Raw genomic sequence first — 14,525 nt, 5'->3', positions numbered from 1 at the left:
GTAAAAGGTCAATAAGGCTAAAATAAAAAACCCGGGAACACTACGGCACAAAAAGAATTAATCTACCGCTGCTTCCTTCCGGATCTGACGGGGTTCGAAAAACCTTTCTTGCATAGGCCCCGGGACGGAGAGAGAGGGATTCGAACCCTCGGTACCATCTCTGGCACACACGACTTCCAATCGTGTACCTTCGACCACTCGGACATCTCTCCAAAAGTTAAGGAATGCGTTTGAGGCTGAACCACTCTCCGTATAAAACGGAGAGAGGGGGATTCGAACCCCCGGTACCTTGCGGTACAACGGTTTTCGAGACCGCCCGATTCGACCGCTCTCGCATCTCTCCAAAATCAACAATCCCGACGCAGAGCATCGTGATATGTTGTTCTCATAAGGTGGTTGCAGTCGGCTTTAATACCCTTTGTTACGACGCAGAGCGTCGGGGTATTAAACCCTCCGCACGAATAAAAAAGCCGGTTGAAAACTCCAGCCGGCTATTAACGAGGCTAGGCGGGTTCGAACTGCCGACCTTCAGATCCGCAATCTGACGCTCTATCCAGCTGAGCTATAGCCTCAAAAAATTTGTTCGGAGTAGGGGGGATTCGAACCCCCGGTACCCGTAAGGGCACAACTCCTTAGCAGGGAGCCCGATTCGGCCGCTCTCGCACCACTCCAGAGTTTGTACAATAACAAACATTAACGGAGCGAGAGGGATTCGAACCCCCGGTACCTCTCAGCACAACGGTTTTCAAGACCGCCGCCTTCAACCGCTCGGCCATCGCTCCAAAATGTAGGGCATATATTAACCCAAAAACGGGCTTTTTGTCAATAGGTAAAATCTATTTTTTAATATGTCAATAAGATCTATCTTATTTCGAGACAGTAAAATTATTTTAGTTACATATTTATCTATATAATTAAAATATAAAATGTTTCACGTGAAACATTTTGCAGTCTTGTATCAGACAGGGCTTTATGATAAGATAACATCGGAGCAACTTATGAACACAGTATCAGCAGAAAAGGCAGCAGCACTTTGTATTGGGAACAATATTATTTCGGGCTTTTTTTCAAAACCAGTAAAAAAAGATTTACCGATTCAAAAGATAAAATTGAGAAAAATCGTTTTAAAAAATCAAGAACAATATCAGCTTGAAATCTTTGAAGGCACAAAGGCTTTTCATAAAAATATTTTACCTCAAAATTTGCAAAAAGAACTAGAAAGTTTTTTTTGGGATTTTAAGATTGCAGAATTTAGTTCTTCAAAAAACTGGCTTATTTTTTTGCAAAACAATAAGGGGCTTATTCATTTTAAGACAAAAGCTATAAAAAAAGAAAATCATACAAATAAAGCAGATGTATCGTCAACTGAAATTTTTGAGCATGACAAGCAAAAGGAGTATATTCTAAGCACTTCCGAAATGCCTATCTTTTTAAAAAAGCTCAACTTTTTTACTGATGAAGGAAAAATAATTCAAAGCAAATATCATAAATTCCGGCAGATAAATAAGTATCTGGAATTTATAAAATCGGTTTTGCCCGAATTAAAAGATATTTTAAAAGAAAAGAAGGAGCTGCAGATTGTAGATTTCGGCTGCGGAAAGGCCTATTTAAGTTTTGCTCTTTACTATTATTTGACTGAAATTGAAAGGTTGCCGGTCAAGATATGCGGCTTGGATCTAAAACAGGATGTTATAGATTTTTGTAATAATTTAAGCAAAGAATGTAAGTTTAATAAGCTAACATTTAAGGTAGGAGATATAGGCCGATTCAGTTTTGATAAGGATCCGGATATGGTTATAAGCCTCCATGCCTGCGATACTGCTACCGACTTGGCTATAGCCAAGGCCATCAAAAGTAAGGCAAAAATAATATTTGCAGTTCCATGCTGTCAGCATGAGCTTAATACCCAAATACGTAAAAATAAGGACAAGGTTATAAAGTCTTTTTCGCCTATGCTTGATTACGGTATTATTACAGAAAAATTTGCTTCCCTTATGACGGATACAATTAGAGGAAAACTCCTCGAATCGGAAGGATATAGGGTGAGCGTAGAGGAATTTATCGAAACGGAACATACTCCTAAAAACATTTTAATCAAGGCTGTAAAGCTTGATGATAACTCAAAAACTAAAACGGTACTTATTGAAAAAGCCAAAGAGGAATTTAAAGAAATAAAACAAGCTTTTTTAATTGAGCCTTGCTTGGAAAAGCTGTTAAATGAAAACTAAGAAAAACAATGGTATAGAGGAAATTATGATATACGAACAAATAGATAGTCCTATCGGAAAGATACTTATCATTGCCGATAACTCCGGTTTAAAAGAATTGAGATTTGCAAACAAGGATTCTGTCATACAGATTCCTGAATCAACTCAAAAAAATGTCGAACAAGCCGTAAAAATCTGCACTCAAGCTAAAGAAGAATTAAAACAATACTTTGAAGGAAGTTTAAAACAATTTACGGTTCCTCTTGCTCCTGAAGGTACAGACTTCCAAAGGTCTGTCTGGAAAGAGCTTTGTAGAATACCTTACGGAAAAATTTTATCATATAAGCAGATTGCTCTAAATTTAAATAATCCTAAATCCTACCGTGCCGTAGGAAACGCCAACGGGAAAAATCCTATACCGATTATAATTCCATGCCACAGAGTAATCTGCACCGGAGGAAAATTAGGCGGTTTTTCCGCAGGCTTGGATCGTAAAAGATTTCTTTTAAACCTAGAGCAAAAAGAATGCCAAATCGAGCTAATTCCTCTTGTGGATAACTTGTGATAAACTTAGGTTAAAATTAAGCATAAAAGCAATGTTTCACGTGAAACATTTTTATTTATAAGATAGGCAAAAATAAGCCTAAAATAGCCTTTTTGATGGACTTTTTAGAGTTTTATCACCTTTTTTCTTCCTTTTTCAAAAAAAAGATATCGATATAAAAAGATTTTATAAAATATTCTAATTTTTGCTTGTGGATAACTTGTTTATTAAATTTGAATAACTGTGAATATGTTGCACTTTACTTATTCTTTTTTAATATGGATTTTTTTAAATCTTTTAAAGCTTTTGCCAATTCGGGCGGGAGATTTTTATCGGGCTCGTTAATTGATTTTTGATTATCTTCTTCAATATCCGTTGTCAAGCCGTTTCTAAGATTTTCAGATACATCTGCTTTTTTCTTTAGCTCAAATTCGGACTCAACAAAAACCGATATATTTTGTATACCCAATGCAGGATAAAATTTATTAAAATTATATATTATTTTTTTCTTTCGCATTAAAAGCTGCTGACTCCAGCCTGTATGCTTGGTTTTTATAATTGCCGTATCATTTTTTATATCGTAAAGCTCGCAATAAGAAGCTAATTTTTTATCGCCTATTACTTTTTCCCAACTTTCATAAACGGATAAAGCTTGCTCTCCATCCAAATTTGAAGTAAGTTCAAGCATTTTATTAAATTTTTGAGAAAAATTATCTACTATTTCTTTGGATGTTTTAAAAAGCTTCATATTTTTTTAATCATACAGATTTTCTACGGCATTTTCGATAAACTTGAACCCTTTGACCTTCCAATCGGGAGTCTTATCTATATGCTTAAAAGCCATGTCAATATCGGCGGTAAAACCGGTATGGGAACTTATGATCATTTCACATTTTTTTTGAAGGGCGATTTCTTTTAGTTTAAAAAGCGAGCGGATATTTTGTGCCGTATCAATATTCCATAGGTCATACATACTGTAGCCGCCTTCATCATTCATTATAAGGCAATCGCCCGAAAAGATGATTTTATTGTTCAAGATATAAGCAAGATGCCCGAGGGTGTGGCCAGGAGTAAAAACGGCTTCTATGCTAGTCCCATCCAAATTAACGGTTTCGCCATCCTCAAGGCAGGTATAATCTTTAAATATTTTGATAGGAGTTTTAAGGTTAAAAAAAAGCACTTTTTTGCGGAAATAAATCGACTTAAGGTATTTTTCTTCTTCCTTTCCTAAAAATATTTTTGCATTCGGGAAGATATTATCACATCTCCCGTCAATGCCGCCGGCATGATCTAAATCTAAATGAGTTAAAAAAAGGTATTTTACATCGTTTTTGTCTATATTAAGCTCTTTTAAACCCTTAATAAGATTTTCACTGTTTTTATAGCCGGAATCTATGGCTATATAGTAGTTTTGTGCTTTGATTAAAAAGACATTTACGTCCTTATCTCTTATACAAAAAATATCATCCGTGATCTTCCCTGTAGGTATGGGATTGAGCATATTTTTGCCTTTAGTAATTTTAGGCTTTACCGTAGTTCCGAAAAATTCTATTAAGTTCATGTGTTTTCCTCCTGCATATAATACACTCTAATTTTAATTACAAACTTTTATCTTCATTTTTTTACAAATCTCAGCTAGGGCCGTATTATTAGTGATTAATGTACCGTCATTTCTTCGAGTTAAAACCAAATAGTACATATCATAAATTGAATGATTATTTTTGATTCCTTCAGATAAAGATTCTTTCCACAATGTATTTGCATCAATGAAATCATCCACCATATCAAGCCCGTCTTGTACATATTGAATACAATCTTCATATGTTATAAGTCCGGCTTTATAATACTTCCATAAAACATTTGTGATCTCGGCAACAAATAAATCAGGAGCTATAATCCAACCGGCTTTAGAATAAAGCTCGGAGAATAAGCTGCTCTTTTCCCGTTGAAAAAGTATTTCTATTGCAGCACTTACATCAAGAATTATAATCACCTGTCTCTGTCCTCTCTGATAAGTTCTACAGGATTTACGATTTTTATTTCATAAGAAACATCCCGGCTTTGAATCTTTTTTAGAATATTTTTTCGGCGTGAAATGTTTGATTCTTCTTGCCCCAAGGCTTTTTCAAGTAAAACAATGATTTGCTGTGCAATAGTTCTATTTTCATTTTTTGCGGCATAAGTAATTTTTTTATAAATATCTTCAGGACATTCCCGCACTTGCAAGAGCGGCATATCGTACCTCCTGCATACAATATACATCATTTTGTATGATTTATCAATGGAAAAAGGCCGTTTTTAAGTTTATTAATTTCTTTTAAGCCTGTAAAATAATTATCTTCGATACGCACCATTCTTAAAAATGCATCTTTCTTATTTGAATTTATATTTATTCTTGAACTTAGGTAAAATTTTGCATCCGGTTTTTCTTCTTTTATAAGCATTTTTTGAGATTCAAGTTTATCAATATTCTTTTAAATACATAACCGGATAAAAGAGTATGCATTATATCTTGCAATATAGGTATTATTTTTTCCTCGGATGTTTGTTTTAAGAGAACATCGATTTTTGTTTTTAGGTCTGAAAAGGTTATTTCCATATTATATTATTTTTTAATGTGTCTAAATATATTTCAAGACTTTCTTTTAAAGAAGCAATGAGGAGTTTTTTAAAAGGAATCTCATCATTGTTTTGCTGCCAATTTTCGATTGCATCTAAATATTCATTTCGCAGGCTTACCTTTATGACTGCAGGCGGAAAACCGTATCGGATGAGGATGAGGTTCATAATTAAGCGGGCTGTTCTGCCGTTTCCGTCGATAAAAGGATGAATGCTAACCAACTTTGTATGTGCTTCGGCAGCGATAAGTACAGGATGTTCTTCTTTTTTGGAAAAAAGCCAATTAAAATAGTTATCCATTTCATCAAGAATTTTAAGCGGATCACAGAATTTATGAATTGTGCCGTTTTTTAATCTAATATAAACGGGAACTTTTCTAAAAATGCCGGCATTTTCGGTATCGATGCCTTTTAGTATGAGATGATGAATATTTAAAATATCATTACGGGTAAAACCGCTTAAATTCTTCTTTGAAAGTTTTTCTATATAATCTATGGCTTCTTTATGATTAACGATTTCTAAGTGTTCCCGAGCGGATTTGCCTCCGATGGTTATACCTTCCAAAAGCACAATACGCGTTTCTTGAAGATTGTATGTATTTCCTTCTATCGCTGTAGAGTTATAGGTAAAATCAACATCAAACAATCTTTTGAGGTTTTGAAGCTGTTTAAGCGAAAGAGGCCGTAACAAATCCAATTCTGCCTTGAGTTTGTCGATCTCAAGCAGTTCCGATTTTAAGTCCATAGCCTATTATAACCTAAAAAATTATTTAAGAAAAGACGGGGAGGATTGCTTTTCTGATTGTATCAATCACCATGAAATAAGATAAATCCTCATCCATGAATTTTTGAAAACCGTAATGTTCATAAAAGTTTTTTGAAGTTTCTTTTGCATCTACTATTATCAAATAAAGGCCGGTTATATCTGCTACTTGAATAACCTTTATAAAAACTTGTGAAAGAAGCCATCCTCCTATTCCTTTCCCCTGTAACTCTTTATCAACAGCTAGCCTCGCAATTCTTAGTGCAGGAATTGGATATTTTGGTAATTTATCTCTATATTCATCCGGAATCTCTTGATAAGCGACTTGAGCTGTAGCTAAAGTAAAATAGCCTAAAATCCGGTTATTGGCATTCAGAGCAACAAAAGTTCTACCTATACCCAACTCCTCATTTTTTATTGCATATCGCGATAAAAACTCATTTAATTGCTCAATACCGCAATCAAATTTTTTAAGTAGAGATTTTTGCTGTATTTCTTTTATTGAAACTAATCTATAATCACTAATCATTGAAATAATCTTTTCAAAGCCTCATTAGGTTCCGGCGGATTATCTAAAGCAGCAATCATTAAATCTCGATCCCGATTAGAAAGTATAAGAGTTTCATTTTCTGTTAAATCTCTCTGTGCTTGTTTTAATGCAGTCGAAAGAATATATGAAGATAGAGAAATATGCTTAAGCTCAGAAGCTCTCTCAAGTATAGATTTTTGGTGGCTGCTGGCTCTCAAATCAATTCTAACATTTTTTAATGTAATTGCCATTTTCGTTACCTCCATATTAAATATATCATAATACCTGTAATTTGTACACACAATATGATATAAAATCAGGGCAAACGCATAATAGTTTTATCTTCGCAAAAAACATAGGCTGTTCAACCCGCCTTTCGCCGCTGTGCGGCTGCAAGAGAGGTATTCACAGCCCATTTTTTTGCTATTTTATTTACCCTCATGATGCGGTTGCCCTTTTTTGAAAAATATGCGAAATTTTGTTCAAAATTTCGCACAGTAAGGAAGGCAACCGCTTCAGAAACATTCCGGTGCGGTTGCACTGATTTATGAAGTTAATATTTTCGGTCTTTACTAAAATTGTATATCCAACTTTTTTTTCTTTTTTGTGCAGTCTTTAAGATACAAATTGATTAAATTTTGATAGTTATACCAAATCTTCTATAGCCTAATCCTCAATTAATAAACCTTCGACTCTTGAAAACTCCCCGACATTGTGTGTTATCAGTGTTCCGTTGTTTGCTAAAACTGTTGCTGCAATCATCATATCATTGGGACCGATTATCACACCAAGCAGAGAAATCAGGTTCATTGGGTATATTCATTTCGATATCTTTACCGCTTCCAAAATATTGCGAGATATTTTTTTTATTTGTATCATCTCTAAGATCGAAAGGAAGTCCATTAACTGCAACCGTTTTTTTCATAAAAATCCTGATGGCTGTCGGTAAATCCAGCCCGTAATGCTTATAGATATTAGTAACTTCATCTTTTAGGGCTTCATCAACTCTGAATTGAACAAGCGTTGTATTTGCCATTATTGACTCCTTTTAAGTATTCGGTATTCATACATTTGTATTAATATTATATATTTAAATAAGCAATTTTTCAAGATTATAAATCCACCAACAAGAAATAAAAAGATGAAACTTGGAATTATTGTTCCATTTTTGATCTGAAAATCAATTGTAACTAAAAAACTATTTTATACACTTTTATAAAGATTTGTTTCACTATTCTGTAATCCGATTTTGTTTCATAACCTTTTTATAGTCAAAGTTATGTTCACGTGCATAGCTGATAAATTCTTTTTCTTCTTCCGTTACTCTAATTTGAAATTTTAAGGGAGAGCCTAGCTTTTGTTTTCTACCGGCTCCGGGTCTTTTACCTCCATGCCCAAAATGAACTTCATAATAATTATCACCTGACAATTCTTTATATTCCGCCTCAGATATGATTTTTTCATCAAATTCTACCTGTGATTTTAACTTTTTAGCGACAAATCCTTCCATATCTTTTACAAAAACATAATCCATAGCTTATTCTCATCTCATGATTATACAATACTTACCTTGATTTTGTCGATAAATTAATTTTTTTAAAGTATATACAATAATACATATCAATAGTACCGTATTTTCAAATACTAAATTGTAATATGTAAAAAGATGTTTAACATTCGCTTAACCTGCGAACCGCAGGTGAGTCAAGTTGAAGCAGTTGTTGGAAGTCTTTTTTCTTTAATCAATGCTAAGACTAAATCATCATCAGCTCTAACGCTACTGAAATACTTGACATAATTATCATTATAAATGATTCCATTGCCATCTGGAATATAATTCCTTTTACAATATAATCTTTGTGCTTTTCCATAATTTTTTGTTAATCCAACACTAATACCAATTTTAGAATAACTTGCAAATACTAATTTTTCCGCCTCATCCATTAAACTGGAGGCAACACCTCTACCCTGATATTTCTCTAAAACATTCAAGTCCATGATTTCCGGAATATCATTTTCCCTAAAATAGGAATAATAGGATTCCCATTTAACCGTGAGATATCCAGCAAATTTATCATCAATCCAATACACCAAAACTATTCTTTGTTTATTAGTTTGTTCAACTAAATAATTCTGATATTGCTTTACCGGCTTATCCCAATTCTGTTTTTTAAATTCTTCGGAAATTAATTCACAGTCCTTGTTCTCAAGTATCGTTATTCTTGTTTTCATATATTTTCCTATTACTCTGCGCCGAAGGCGTCCTTCCAACATTCCTTCTACTCTTCCTCATTATATCAAAAAAAATTACAGTTTTCAACCTAAACTATCATAAGATCAAAAATCAGCTTTTTCTACCATAGTAATCGACCGTATAAATAAACTATTGGCAGATTAGATTTATCTTTATTAAATTTTATCAGAAAAATTCTACCCCCTCTCCGCACTAAACCTCCCATCTTCAACAAAAAATATTTTGGTGGTTTCTTTTTGGTAGTTTTTGTAGGGTTCGCCGGGGAGGAAGGTACAGAAAAGTTGTTCATAGGGGGGGAGGAGTTCCATGAATTTTTGGCGTTTTTCGGGGTCAAGTTCTAAAAGAATATCGTCCATCAAAAAGATCGGCTTTCGGCCGGTTTTTTCGGAATAGATTTTGGCTTGAATCATTCTTAAAACAAGGGAGATAAGCCTCCTTTGGCCGTTTGAGGCTCTTTCGGTAAAGGGCTTTTTATCCTTTATAAAATGAATGCGGTCGCGGTGAGGCCCTGTAGAGCTTGTTCTATCGATTAAATCGTTCTGGCGTTTTTCGGCAAGCAAAATGAGCAAATCTTCTTCAGTCTCTACCTTAACGGAGGGACGATAAACCATTTCTACACCGGAAACGCCGCTTATATCCTCGTAAATAGAAGAAAAATGCTTTGAATACTCATCTACGATATTCTTTCTTTCATTTGTGATTAAAAGAGCAAGGGAAGCAAAAATTTCGTCTATAGAATCTAAAAGAGAAGCCTTTTTTTGCTCCAATATTACATTTCGTGATTTTAAGGCCTTTGAATATCTTACTAAGGTTTCTATAAAGTCGGAATTACAAAGCGAAACCGATTGATCTATAAAAAACCTCTTTCGGGAAGGGGTTCCGACAGCAAATTCTATATCGTCTCCATGAAAAAGGATACAAGGAACAGTGCTTATCAATTCCTTGGAATTTTTAATCTTTTTAAAATTCTTTTGAATGTCTTTTTTTTTATCTTGAATTATTATCGAAATTGTATGGCTTATTTGATCGGTTTCTTTATAAAGAGCCCTTACGCTGAACTCCTTTTCGTCCCTTGTACATATTTGAGCTAAAGAGCGGGTTCTAAAAGAAGTTCCATAGGAAGAAACATAGAGAGCTTCCAAAAAATTAGTCTTCCCCTGTCCGTTTTTTCCTACCAAAAAAACTTCGGGGGAAGAAATATCTACTGTGGCATTTTCCAGATTTCTAAAATTATAGAAAGAGGCGGAAAGAAAGGGCACTTAGAACCTTACTCCGTCTGCATCGGCATTATTATATGGAAAAAGTCTTCTTCCGGTTCAGGCTTCAAGGTAATAGCCTTCATAGCTTCGGTAAATTCTACCTTTATTCTGTCCGAACTTATGGTTTTCAATGGGTCTTCGATATAAACATAGTTTAAGGCAAGCATAACCTCTTGGCCGTCATATTTACAAGGAATTTCTTCACGTGCGCTTCCTATTTCGTTTTCTTGAGAAGAAATTATAAGAGAACCGGGAAGAATGTTTAAAAAGATTCTTCTTGTTTTTAATTCTACCAAAAGAGAAACACGCTTTAAGGCTTCGATAAATTCTGTTCTTGAAACTTCAAAAGAAAGGTTTTGATTTTCAGGGATTACCCTTTCGTAGTTAGGGAATTGACCGTCAATCAAAACGGAAGAGAATTTATAAGAGTTAAAATTAAAGAATATGTTTTTTTCTCCTATTCCTACTTCTATATTTCCTTCATCGGATGCTCTTTTATTGATGATGTTTAAAATTTTAGGAGGAACAATAACTCCTTTAAATTCGGGGATAGGGATTCCGAAATTTTTCTTAATATGAGCAAGGCGCCTTCCGTCGGTTGCAACAAAGTATAAGGTATCTTCTTTGTTTTCGATATAAACACCGTTCATAAAATAACGAGTTTCATCATCTGAAACCGAAAAAATAGTTTGATGAATCATTTCTTTAAATTCTTTTGTAGGAATATTAAAGAAGTTTACATTTGTAGGTTCTGTAAAGGCAGGGAAGTCGTTTTCCGGTATTGTTTTAAGCTGGAATTTTGCCTTTTTTATTACCGATTTTATTGTGAGCTTTTGATCTTTTTGCTCTATTTCTACTTCACCTGAGGGCAAGGATGAAAGAATACCGGCGAATTTATCGCAAAAAACTGTTGTTGAGCCTTCTTCAATGATATTTACGGGTATCTTTGTTTCAAAGCTTACCTTTATATCGGTTGCTTTTATTGTAAGGCTTCCATCTTTAACGGATAACAATACATTTGAAAGGATCGTAAGGGCTGTTTTTGTAGCGATAATTTCCTGAGCGATAGAGATTTCTTTTAAAAGAGTGTCTCTGTCAAAACTTATTTTCATATTTTTTCTCCTTGTTTTATAATATCTATATTATAATAATTAGTAGTTATAGTAGTAAGCCTTGTGAATTTGTTGATAAGCTGCTTAATTCTATATTGAATATAGAGTTATAATATTTATAAGTCCGTAAAATTATAAACATTTTATTACTGGTTATACAGCGGTAAAAGAATTATCCACAAAACTTGGATATATATTAACATATATTCTAAAAAAAATACAGGGGTTATACAATCAAAATGGAGTGTTTTATTTTGATTTTTTGTGTTATAATCTAATTTATGGAAAATACAAGTACTTCATCTATGGAAATAATTAATGCCGATATTACAAAATTAAGGGTTGATGCCATTGTAAACGCTGCAAATACCACTCTTTTAGGCGGAAGCGGGGTTGACGGGGCTATTCATGCCGCTGCAGGCCCTGAATTATTGGAAGAATGTAGAAAATTAAAAGGCTGTAAGACAGGGGAAGCTAAGATAACAAAGGCTTATAAACTTCCTTCAAAATATGTAATTCATACGCCGGGTCCTGTCTATGAAGGCGGAAAAAACGGAGAGGCTGAACTTTTAGCTAGTTCTTATAGATCATGCTTAAATTTGGCTCTTGAATACGGCTGTAAGTCCATAGCCTTTCCCTGTATAAGTACAGGAGTTTACGGTTATCCTAAGAAAGAAGCTGCAAAAATTGCCTTAAAAGAGATTTCCGCCTTTTTAAAAGAACATAAGGATATGAAGGTTTTTATCGTTTGCTTTGGAAAGGAAAATGAGGAGATTTATAGAAGAGTGATGGAAAAAAGCTATTCTACATAAAAAGTTTAACATATTTATCAAAAACAAATATTCTATTTCGTGAATAACCGGTCCGCTCTTTTAGTATATTTAGTTCAATAAAAGCATTTATCAAGCTATTGGCTGTCTTGGCGGTAATTTTCATTTCTTTTTGTAGAGAAGCACTTGTTATGACGGGACTATGAAAAAGGAGATATAAAAATTCGTTTGCGGTTTTAGTGCGTTTTCCAAGAGAAACTAATTTGTTTTTTTCCAAATCGGTTTTTAAGTCAATTATTTTCTTTAATGCTTGGGCCGAATTTTCGGCAGTTTGACTTACTCCTTCTAAAAAATACTTTATCCATTGAGGGAGATTATTTTTTGTACGGGCAAAAGTGAGGTTATCATAATAAAGGGTTTTATTTTTTTCAAAAAAATCGGAAATATACAAAAGAGGTTTTTGTAGAACCTTGCTGTGTACCAAATAAAGACTTATTAAAAGTCTTCCGATTCTGCCGTTTCCGCCTAAAAAAGGATGTATAGTTTCAAACTGGTAATGAGCTATTGCAATGCGTATTAAGTGAGGAATGTTGATATTGTTGTTGTTTAAAAAAAGCTCAAAATCCGACAAAAGATCCGGAAGTTCTTCATGTGAAGGAGGAATAAAAACTGCATCTGAAAGAGTTGTTCCGCCTATCCAATTTTGAGAAATTCGGAATTCTCCCGGACTTTTATGTTCTCCTCTTCCTGTTGAAAGTAATATTTTATGTGTATTTTTAATCAATCGATTTGAAAGCGGTAATTTTTCAAGCTCCTGTATTGCATTATTCATGGCTTTTACATAATTATGAACTTCCTGCCAATCATCTCTTTTTTCAGGGTCCAAATTATTCTGTTCATTTAAAGCTTCTTCAATATTTGTGCGAGTTCCTTCAATACGGTTCGATATAACAGATTCTTTAAAAATATGCATTATGATAAACATATCTGCATCCGGAACCAAAGATGAAAAAGAATTTAATGCACCTAAATGAAAAGAAGCTTTTTCTAAAAGAGTGTTGATAGAGGGATCTTCCCATGAAAAATCATGATTTATTTTTTCAGGCATAAAATATTGATATTTATATCCTTGTTTTAAGCAGCCGGATTTAAAGTCTTTTATATCCATTTTTTCTCCTAATAGGCTCATTTTAACATAAATTTACCAAAATAACAAGTTATAATTTACTTTAAGCCATTAAAGTAAATTATAAATCTTCATAATTTACTTTAATGATGATTTTTGTATGTAAGTTGTAAAACTATCAAGTATGTTTACTATTTTTTATTGTGTTTTTAAGAAATTTTTTTAATGTTTTTCCGTTTCGCCTTTTTTAGCAAGGTTTTCAAGCCGTTTCAATTCATTTAGATAATCTTTTTCCGCCCGGCTCAAGGTTTTCATCGAATATTTTTTAAACTCGGTTTTTACCTTGTTTTCCATCTGCGGTCTAGAGACTGTTCCACTGCCGGTTAAAAGATTCTCCCCTGCAGCTTCAAGTATTTTATCTACATGCTCTATCCAATCTTTCATTGTCATAGGAATTTCTTTTTCTGCTTGCCTTTCGGCAAAATCCAGATATCCCGATACCAAATTATTTAAGCCTTTAAGCTCTTTTTCTGTCAAGTAGTTTTTTGCCGTTTTTGCTTCCTTTAAAGTGGGAAGTTCTCCTTTAAAAACCGTAAGCCCCATAAATTCTTTTTCGCTATCTACGCGGCCGTAAATTAATTCGGCTGCCGTGTGATTGTGTATTGCATAATGCATCTTGTTTTGTACAGTTGCAAAGAATAATTTGGCCTCTTCGGTATTAGCATTATAGTCGACACTCGTTGCAAATAAATCCAAGACCTGTCGGTAAAAAACCTTTTCGCTTGAACGGATATCCCTGATTCTGTCTAAAAGTTCTTTGAAATAATTGCCGCCTCCGAGGTCTTTGAGCCTGTCATCGTCCATGGCAAAGCCTTTAATGATGTATTCTTTTAAAATCGTTGTTGCGTAGTTTCTGAATTGTACACCCCGAACCGACCGTACCCGATAGCCTATCGCTAAAATCATATCGAGGGAGTAATAGGCAATTTTTCTTTGAATAGTTCTCTGTCCTTCGTTTTGAACTGTCAACTTATAGTTGACAGTTGAAGCTTCGTACAGTTCGCCATCGTCAAAAATTGCTTTGATATGTTTGCTTATATTCTGCTTTGTAGTTTGAAAAAGCTCCGCAATCTCCGCTTGACTCAGCCATACAGTACCATGCTCTTTTTGCAGATTTATCTTTGCCTTTCCGTCTTCGGTAGTGTAAATGATTATTTCTTTATTCATCTTCGAGCTCCTTTACGATTTTGTTTATGGCAGATCTTCGTTAATCTTACAATAAATTTAAGAGATTTCCAAGCATTGACAATAACATTTCTTTATTTATAATGTACTCGACTTAG

At 34.0% G+C, this 14,525-nt stretch carries 18 protein-coding genes, 5 tRNA genes and 1 other RNA gene; 3 read left to right on the top strand and 21 right to left on the bottom strand.

All coding sequences use genetic code 11. From position 1 onward, the window contains the following. Positions 1–26 precede the first annotated feature (26 nt). The 6 genes from ffs to E4O07_RS12095 all read right to left on the bottom strand — a co-directional run bounded on the left by ffs (position 27) and on the right by E4O07_RS12095 (position 782). Positions 27–125: signal recognition particle sRNA small type (ffs, locus tag E4O07_RS12120), an RNA gene on the bottom strand. Further along, positions 126–212 (bottom strand) — tRNA-Ser (locus E4O07_RS12115). It abuts the RNA gene before it with no gap. 46 nt (positions 213–258) lie between these two features. Then, a tRNA-Ser gene (locus tag E4O07_RS12110) sits at positions 259–343 on the bottom strand. 155 nt (positions 344–498) lie between these two features. Beyond that, positions 499–572: transfer RNA gene (locus E4O07_RS12105), tRNA-Arg, on the bottom strand. A 12-nt stretch (positions 573–584) separates the two neighbouring features. Continuing rightward, positions 585–671 (bottom strand) — tRNA-Ser (locus E4O07_RS12100). 26 nt (positions 672–697) lie between these two features. Continuing rightward, positions 698–782 (bottom strand) — tRNA-Ser (locus E4O07_RS12095). 216 nt (positions 783–998) lie between these two features. Between E4O07_RS12095 and E4O07_RS12090 the strand changes: the two genes are divergently transcribed. Beyond that, positions 999–2,228 (top strand): class I SAM-dependent methyltransferase, encoded by a 1,230-nt coding sequence (locus tag E4O07_RS12090; RefSeq protein ID WP_253686186.1) that lies wholly within the window; start codon positions 999–1,001, stop codon positions 2,226–2,228. A gap of 25 nt (positions 2,229–2,253) precedes the next feature. Then, on the top strand, positions 2,254–2,772 hold the full coding sequence (locus E4O07_RS12085; protein WP_253686184.1) for a methylated-DNA--[protein]-cysteine S-methyltransferase: 519 nt from the start codon (positions 2,254–2,256) through the stop codon (positions 2,770–2,772). A gap of 238 nt (positions 2,773–3,010) precedes the next feature. Here E4O07_RS12085 and E4O07_RS12080 read toward each other — a convergent pair whose 3' ends face one another. From E4O07_RS12080 to dnaN, 13 genes are all read right to left on the bottom strand, one after another. Continuing rightward, positions 3,011–3,499: a DciA family protein gene (locus tag E4O07_RS12080; protein WP_253686182.1), complete on the bottom strand. Its 489-nt coding sequence runs from the start codon at positions 3,497–3,499 to the stop codon at positions 3,011–3,013. Between the two features lie 6 nt (positions 3,500–3,505). Next, positions 3,506–4,312: an MBL fold metallo-hydrolase gene (locus E4O07_RS12075; RefSeq protein WP_253686180.1), complete on the bottom strand. Its 807-nt coding sequence runs from the start codon at positions 4,310–4,312 to the stop codon at positions 3,506–3,508. A 33-nt stretch (positions 4,313–4,345) separates the two neighbouring features. Further along, the gene (locus E4O07_RS12070) at positions 4,346–4,744 is read right to left on the bottom strand and encodes a type II toxin-antitoxin system VapC family toxin (protein WP_253686178.1); all 399 of its coding nucleotides are present in this window, start codon (positions 4,742–4,744) and stop codon (positions 4,346–4,348) included. Then, a complete protein-coding gene (locus E4O07_RS12065) occupies positions 4,741–4,986 on the bottom strand; it encodes a hypothetical protein (RefSeq protein WP_253686176.1) in 246 nt (81 codons plus the stop codon). Before E4O07_RS12065 ends, E4O07_RS12070 begins: the two co-directional genes overlap by 4 nt. 26 nt (positions 4,987–5,012) lie before the next feature. Continuing rightward, positions 5,013–5,195, bottom strand: coding sequence for a hypothetical protein (locus tag E4O07_RS12060; protein ID WP_253686174.1), 183 nt, complete (start codon positions 5,193–5,195; stop codon positions 5,013–5,015). Between the two features lie 145 nt (positions 5,196–5,340). Beyond that, the gene (locus E4O07_RS12055; RefSeq protein WP_253686172.1) at positions 5,341–6,114 is read right to left on the bottom strand and encodes a Fic family protein; all 774 of its coding nucleotides are present in this window, start codon (positions 6,112–6,114) and stop codon (positions 5,341–5,343) included. Positions 6,115–6,139: 25 nt separating this feature from the next. Further along, complete coding sequence (locus E4O07_RS12050; protein WP_253686170.1) at positions 6,140–6,661, bottom strand: GNAT family N-acetyltransferase; 522 nt, start codon at positions 6,659–6,661, stop codon at positions 6,140–6,142. Then, positions 6,658–6,912 (bottom strand): type II toxin-antitoxin system TacA family antitoxin, encoded by a 255-nt coding sequence (locus tag E4O07_RS12045; RefSeq protein ID WP_253686168.1) that lies wholly within the window; start codon positions 6,910–6,912, stop codon positions 6,658–6,660. Before E4O07_RS12045 ends, E4O07_RS12050 begins: the two co-directional genes overlap by 4 nt. 515 nt (positions 6,913–7,427) lie before the next feature. Then, the gene (locus E4O07_RS12040) at positions 7,428–7,697 is read right to left on the bottom strand and encodes a type II toxin-antitoxin system RelB/DinJ family antitoxin (protein WP_253686166.1); all 270 of its coding nucleotides are present in this window, start codon (positions 7,695–7,697) and stop codon (positions 7,428–7,430) included. Positions 7,698–7,892: 195 nt separating this feature from the next. Continuing rightward, positions 7,893–8,195, bottom strand: a complete 303-nt coding sequence (locus E4O07_RS12035) for a hypothetical protein (protein ID WP_253686164.1) — start codon at positions 8,193–8,195, stop codon at positions 7,893–7,895. 170 nt (positions 8,196–8,365) lie between these two features. Further along, positions 8,366–8,893 (bottom strand): GNAT family N-acetyltransferase, encoded by a 528-nt coding sequence (locus E4O07_RS12030; protein WP_253677610.1) that lies wholly within the window; start codon positions 8,891–8,893, stop codon positions 8,366–8,368. A 198-nt stretch (positions 8,894–9,091) separates the two neighbouring features. Beyond that, positions 9,092–10,174, bottom strand: a complete 1,083-nt coding sequence (locus E4O07_RS12025; protein WP_253686162.1) for a DNA replication/repair protein RecF — start codon at positions 10,172–10,174, stop codon at positions 9,092–9,094. Between the two features lie 8 nt (positions 10,175–10,182). Next, positions 10,183–11,286, bottom strand: a complete 1,104-nt coding sequence (gene dnaN, locus E4O07_RS12020) for a DNA polymerase III subunit beta (RefSeq protein WP_253686160.1) — start codon at positions 11,284–11,286, stop codon at positions 10,183–10,185. Positions 11,287–11,567: 281 nt separating this feature from the next. Between dnaN and E4O07_RS12015 the strand changes: the two genes are divergently transcribed. Then, positions 11,568–12,098: an O-acetyl-ADP-ribose deacetylase gene (locus tag E4O07_RS12015; RefSeq protein ID WP_253686158.1), complete on the top strand. Its 531-nt coding sequence runs from the start codon at positions 11,568–11,570 to the stop codon at positions 12,096–12,098. Here E4O07_RS12015 and E4O07_RS12010 read toward each other — a convergent pair. Then, positions 12,091–13,224 (bottom strand): Fic family protein, encoded by a 1,134-nt coding sequence (locus E4O07_RS12010; RefSeq protein WP_253686156.1) that lies wholly within the window; start codon positions 13,222–13,224, stop codon positions 12,091–12,093. The genes E4O07_RS12015 and E4O07_RS12010 overlap by 8 nt on opposite strands. A gap of 180 nt (positions 13,225–13,404) precedes the next feature. After that, entirely contained in the window at positions 13,405–14,409 is a 1,005-nt protein-coding gene (locus E4O07_RS12005; protein WP_253686154.1) for a virulence RhuM family protein, read from the bottom strand. Positions 14,410–14,525: the final 116 nt, after the last annotated feature.

Source organism: Treponema sp. OMZ 798, assembly GCF_024181385.1.
In the GTDB taxonomy this organism is placed as follows: Bacteria; Spirochaetota; Spirochaetia; order Treponematales; family Treponemataceae; genus Treponema_B.
The sequence above is the reverse complement of the archived record's forward strand: the minus strand, read 5'-3'. Positions and strand labels throughout refer to the sequence as shown.

Excerpts from the sequence above, each read along its gene's own strand:
- E4O07_RS12090 (WP_253686186.1), top strand. The coding sequence starts at position 999 with ATGAACACAGTATCAGCAGAAAAGGCAGCAGCACTTTGTATTGGGAAC.
- E4O07_RS12085 (WP_253686184.1), top strand. The coding sequence starts at position 2,254 with ATGATATACGAACAAATAGATAGTCCTATCGGAAAGATACTTATCATT.
- E4O07_RS12080 (WP_253686182.1), bottom strand. The coding sequence starts at position 3,499 with ATGAAGCTTTTTAAAACATCCAAAGAAATAGTAGATAATTTTTCTCAA.
- E4O07_RS12075 (WP_253686180.1), bottom strand. The coding sequence starts at position 4,312 with ATGAACTTAATAGAATTTTTCGGAACTACGGTAAAGCCTAAAATTACT.
- E4O07_RS12065 (WP_253686176.1), bottom strand. The coding sequence starts at position 4,986 with ATGCCGCTCTTGCAAGTGCGGGAATGTCCTGAAGATATTTATAAAAAA.
- E4O07_RS12060 (WP_253686174.1), bottom strand. The coding sequence starts at position 5,195 with ATGCTTATAAAAGAAGAAAAACCGGATGCAAAATTTTACCTAAGTTCA.
- E4O07_RS12055 (WP_253686172.1), bottom strand. The coding sequence starts at position 6,114 with ATGGACTTAAAATCGGAACTGCTTGAGATCGACAAACTCAAGGCAGAA.
- E4O07_RS12050 (WP_253686170.1), bottom strand. The coding sequence starts at position 6,661 with ATGATTAGTGATTATAGATTAGTTTCAATAAAAGAAATACAGCAAAAA.
- E4O07_RS12045 (WP_253686168.1), bottom strand. The coding sequence starts at position 6,912 with ATGGCAATTACATTAAAAAATGTTAGAATTGATTTGAGAGCCAGCAGC.
- E4O07_RS12040 (WP_253686166.1), bottom strand. The coding sequence starts at position 7,697 with ATGGCAAATACAACGCTTGTTCAATTCAGAGTTGATGAAGCCCTAAAA.
- E4O07_RS12035 (WP_253686164.1), bottom strand. The coding sequence starts at position 8,195 with ATGGATTATGTTTTTGTAAAAGATATGGAAGGATTTGTCGCTAAAAAG.
- E4O07_RS12030 (WP_253677610.1), bottom strand. The coding sequence starts at position 8,893 with ATGAAAACAAGAATAACGATACTTGAGAACAAGGACTGTGAATTAATT.
- dnaN (WP_253686160.1), bottom strand. The coding sequence starts at position 11,286 with ATGAAAATAAGTTTTGACAGAGACACTCTTTTAAAAGAAATCTCTATC.
- E4O07_RS12015 (WP_253686158.1), top strand. The coding sequence starts at position 11,568 with ATGGAAAATACAAGTACTTCATCTATGGAAATAATTAATGCCGATATT.
- E4O07_RS12010 (WP_253686156.1), bottom strand. The coding sequence starts at position 13,224 with ATGGATATAAAAGACTTTAAATCCGGCTGCTTAAAACAAGGATATAAA.
- E4O07_RS12005 (WP_253686154.1), bottom strand. The coding sequence starts at position 14,409 with ATGAATAAAGAAATAATCATTTACACTACCGAAGACGGAAAGGCAAAG.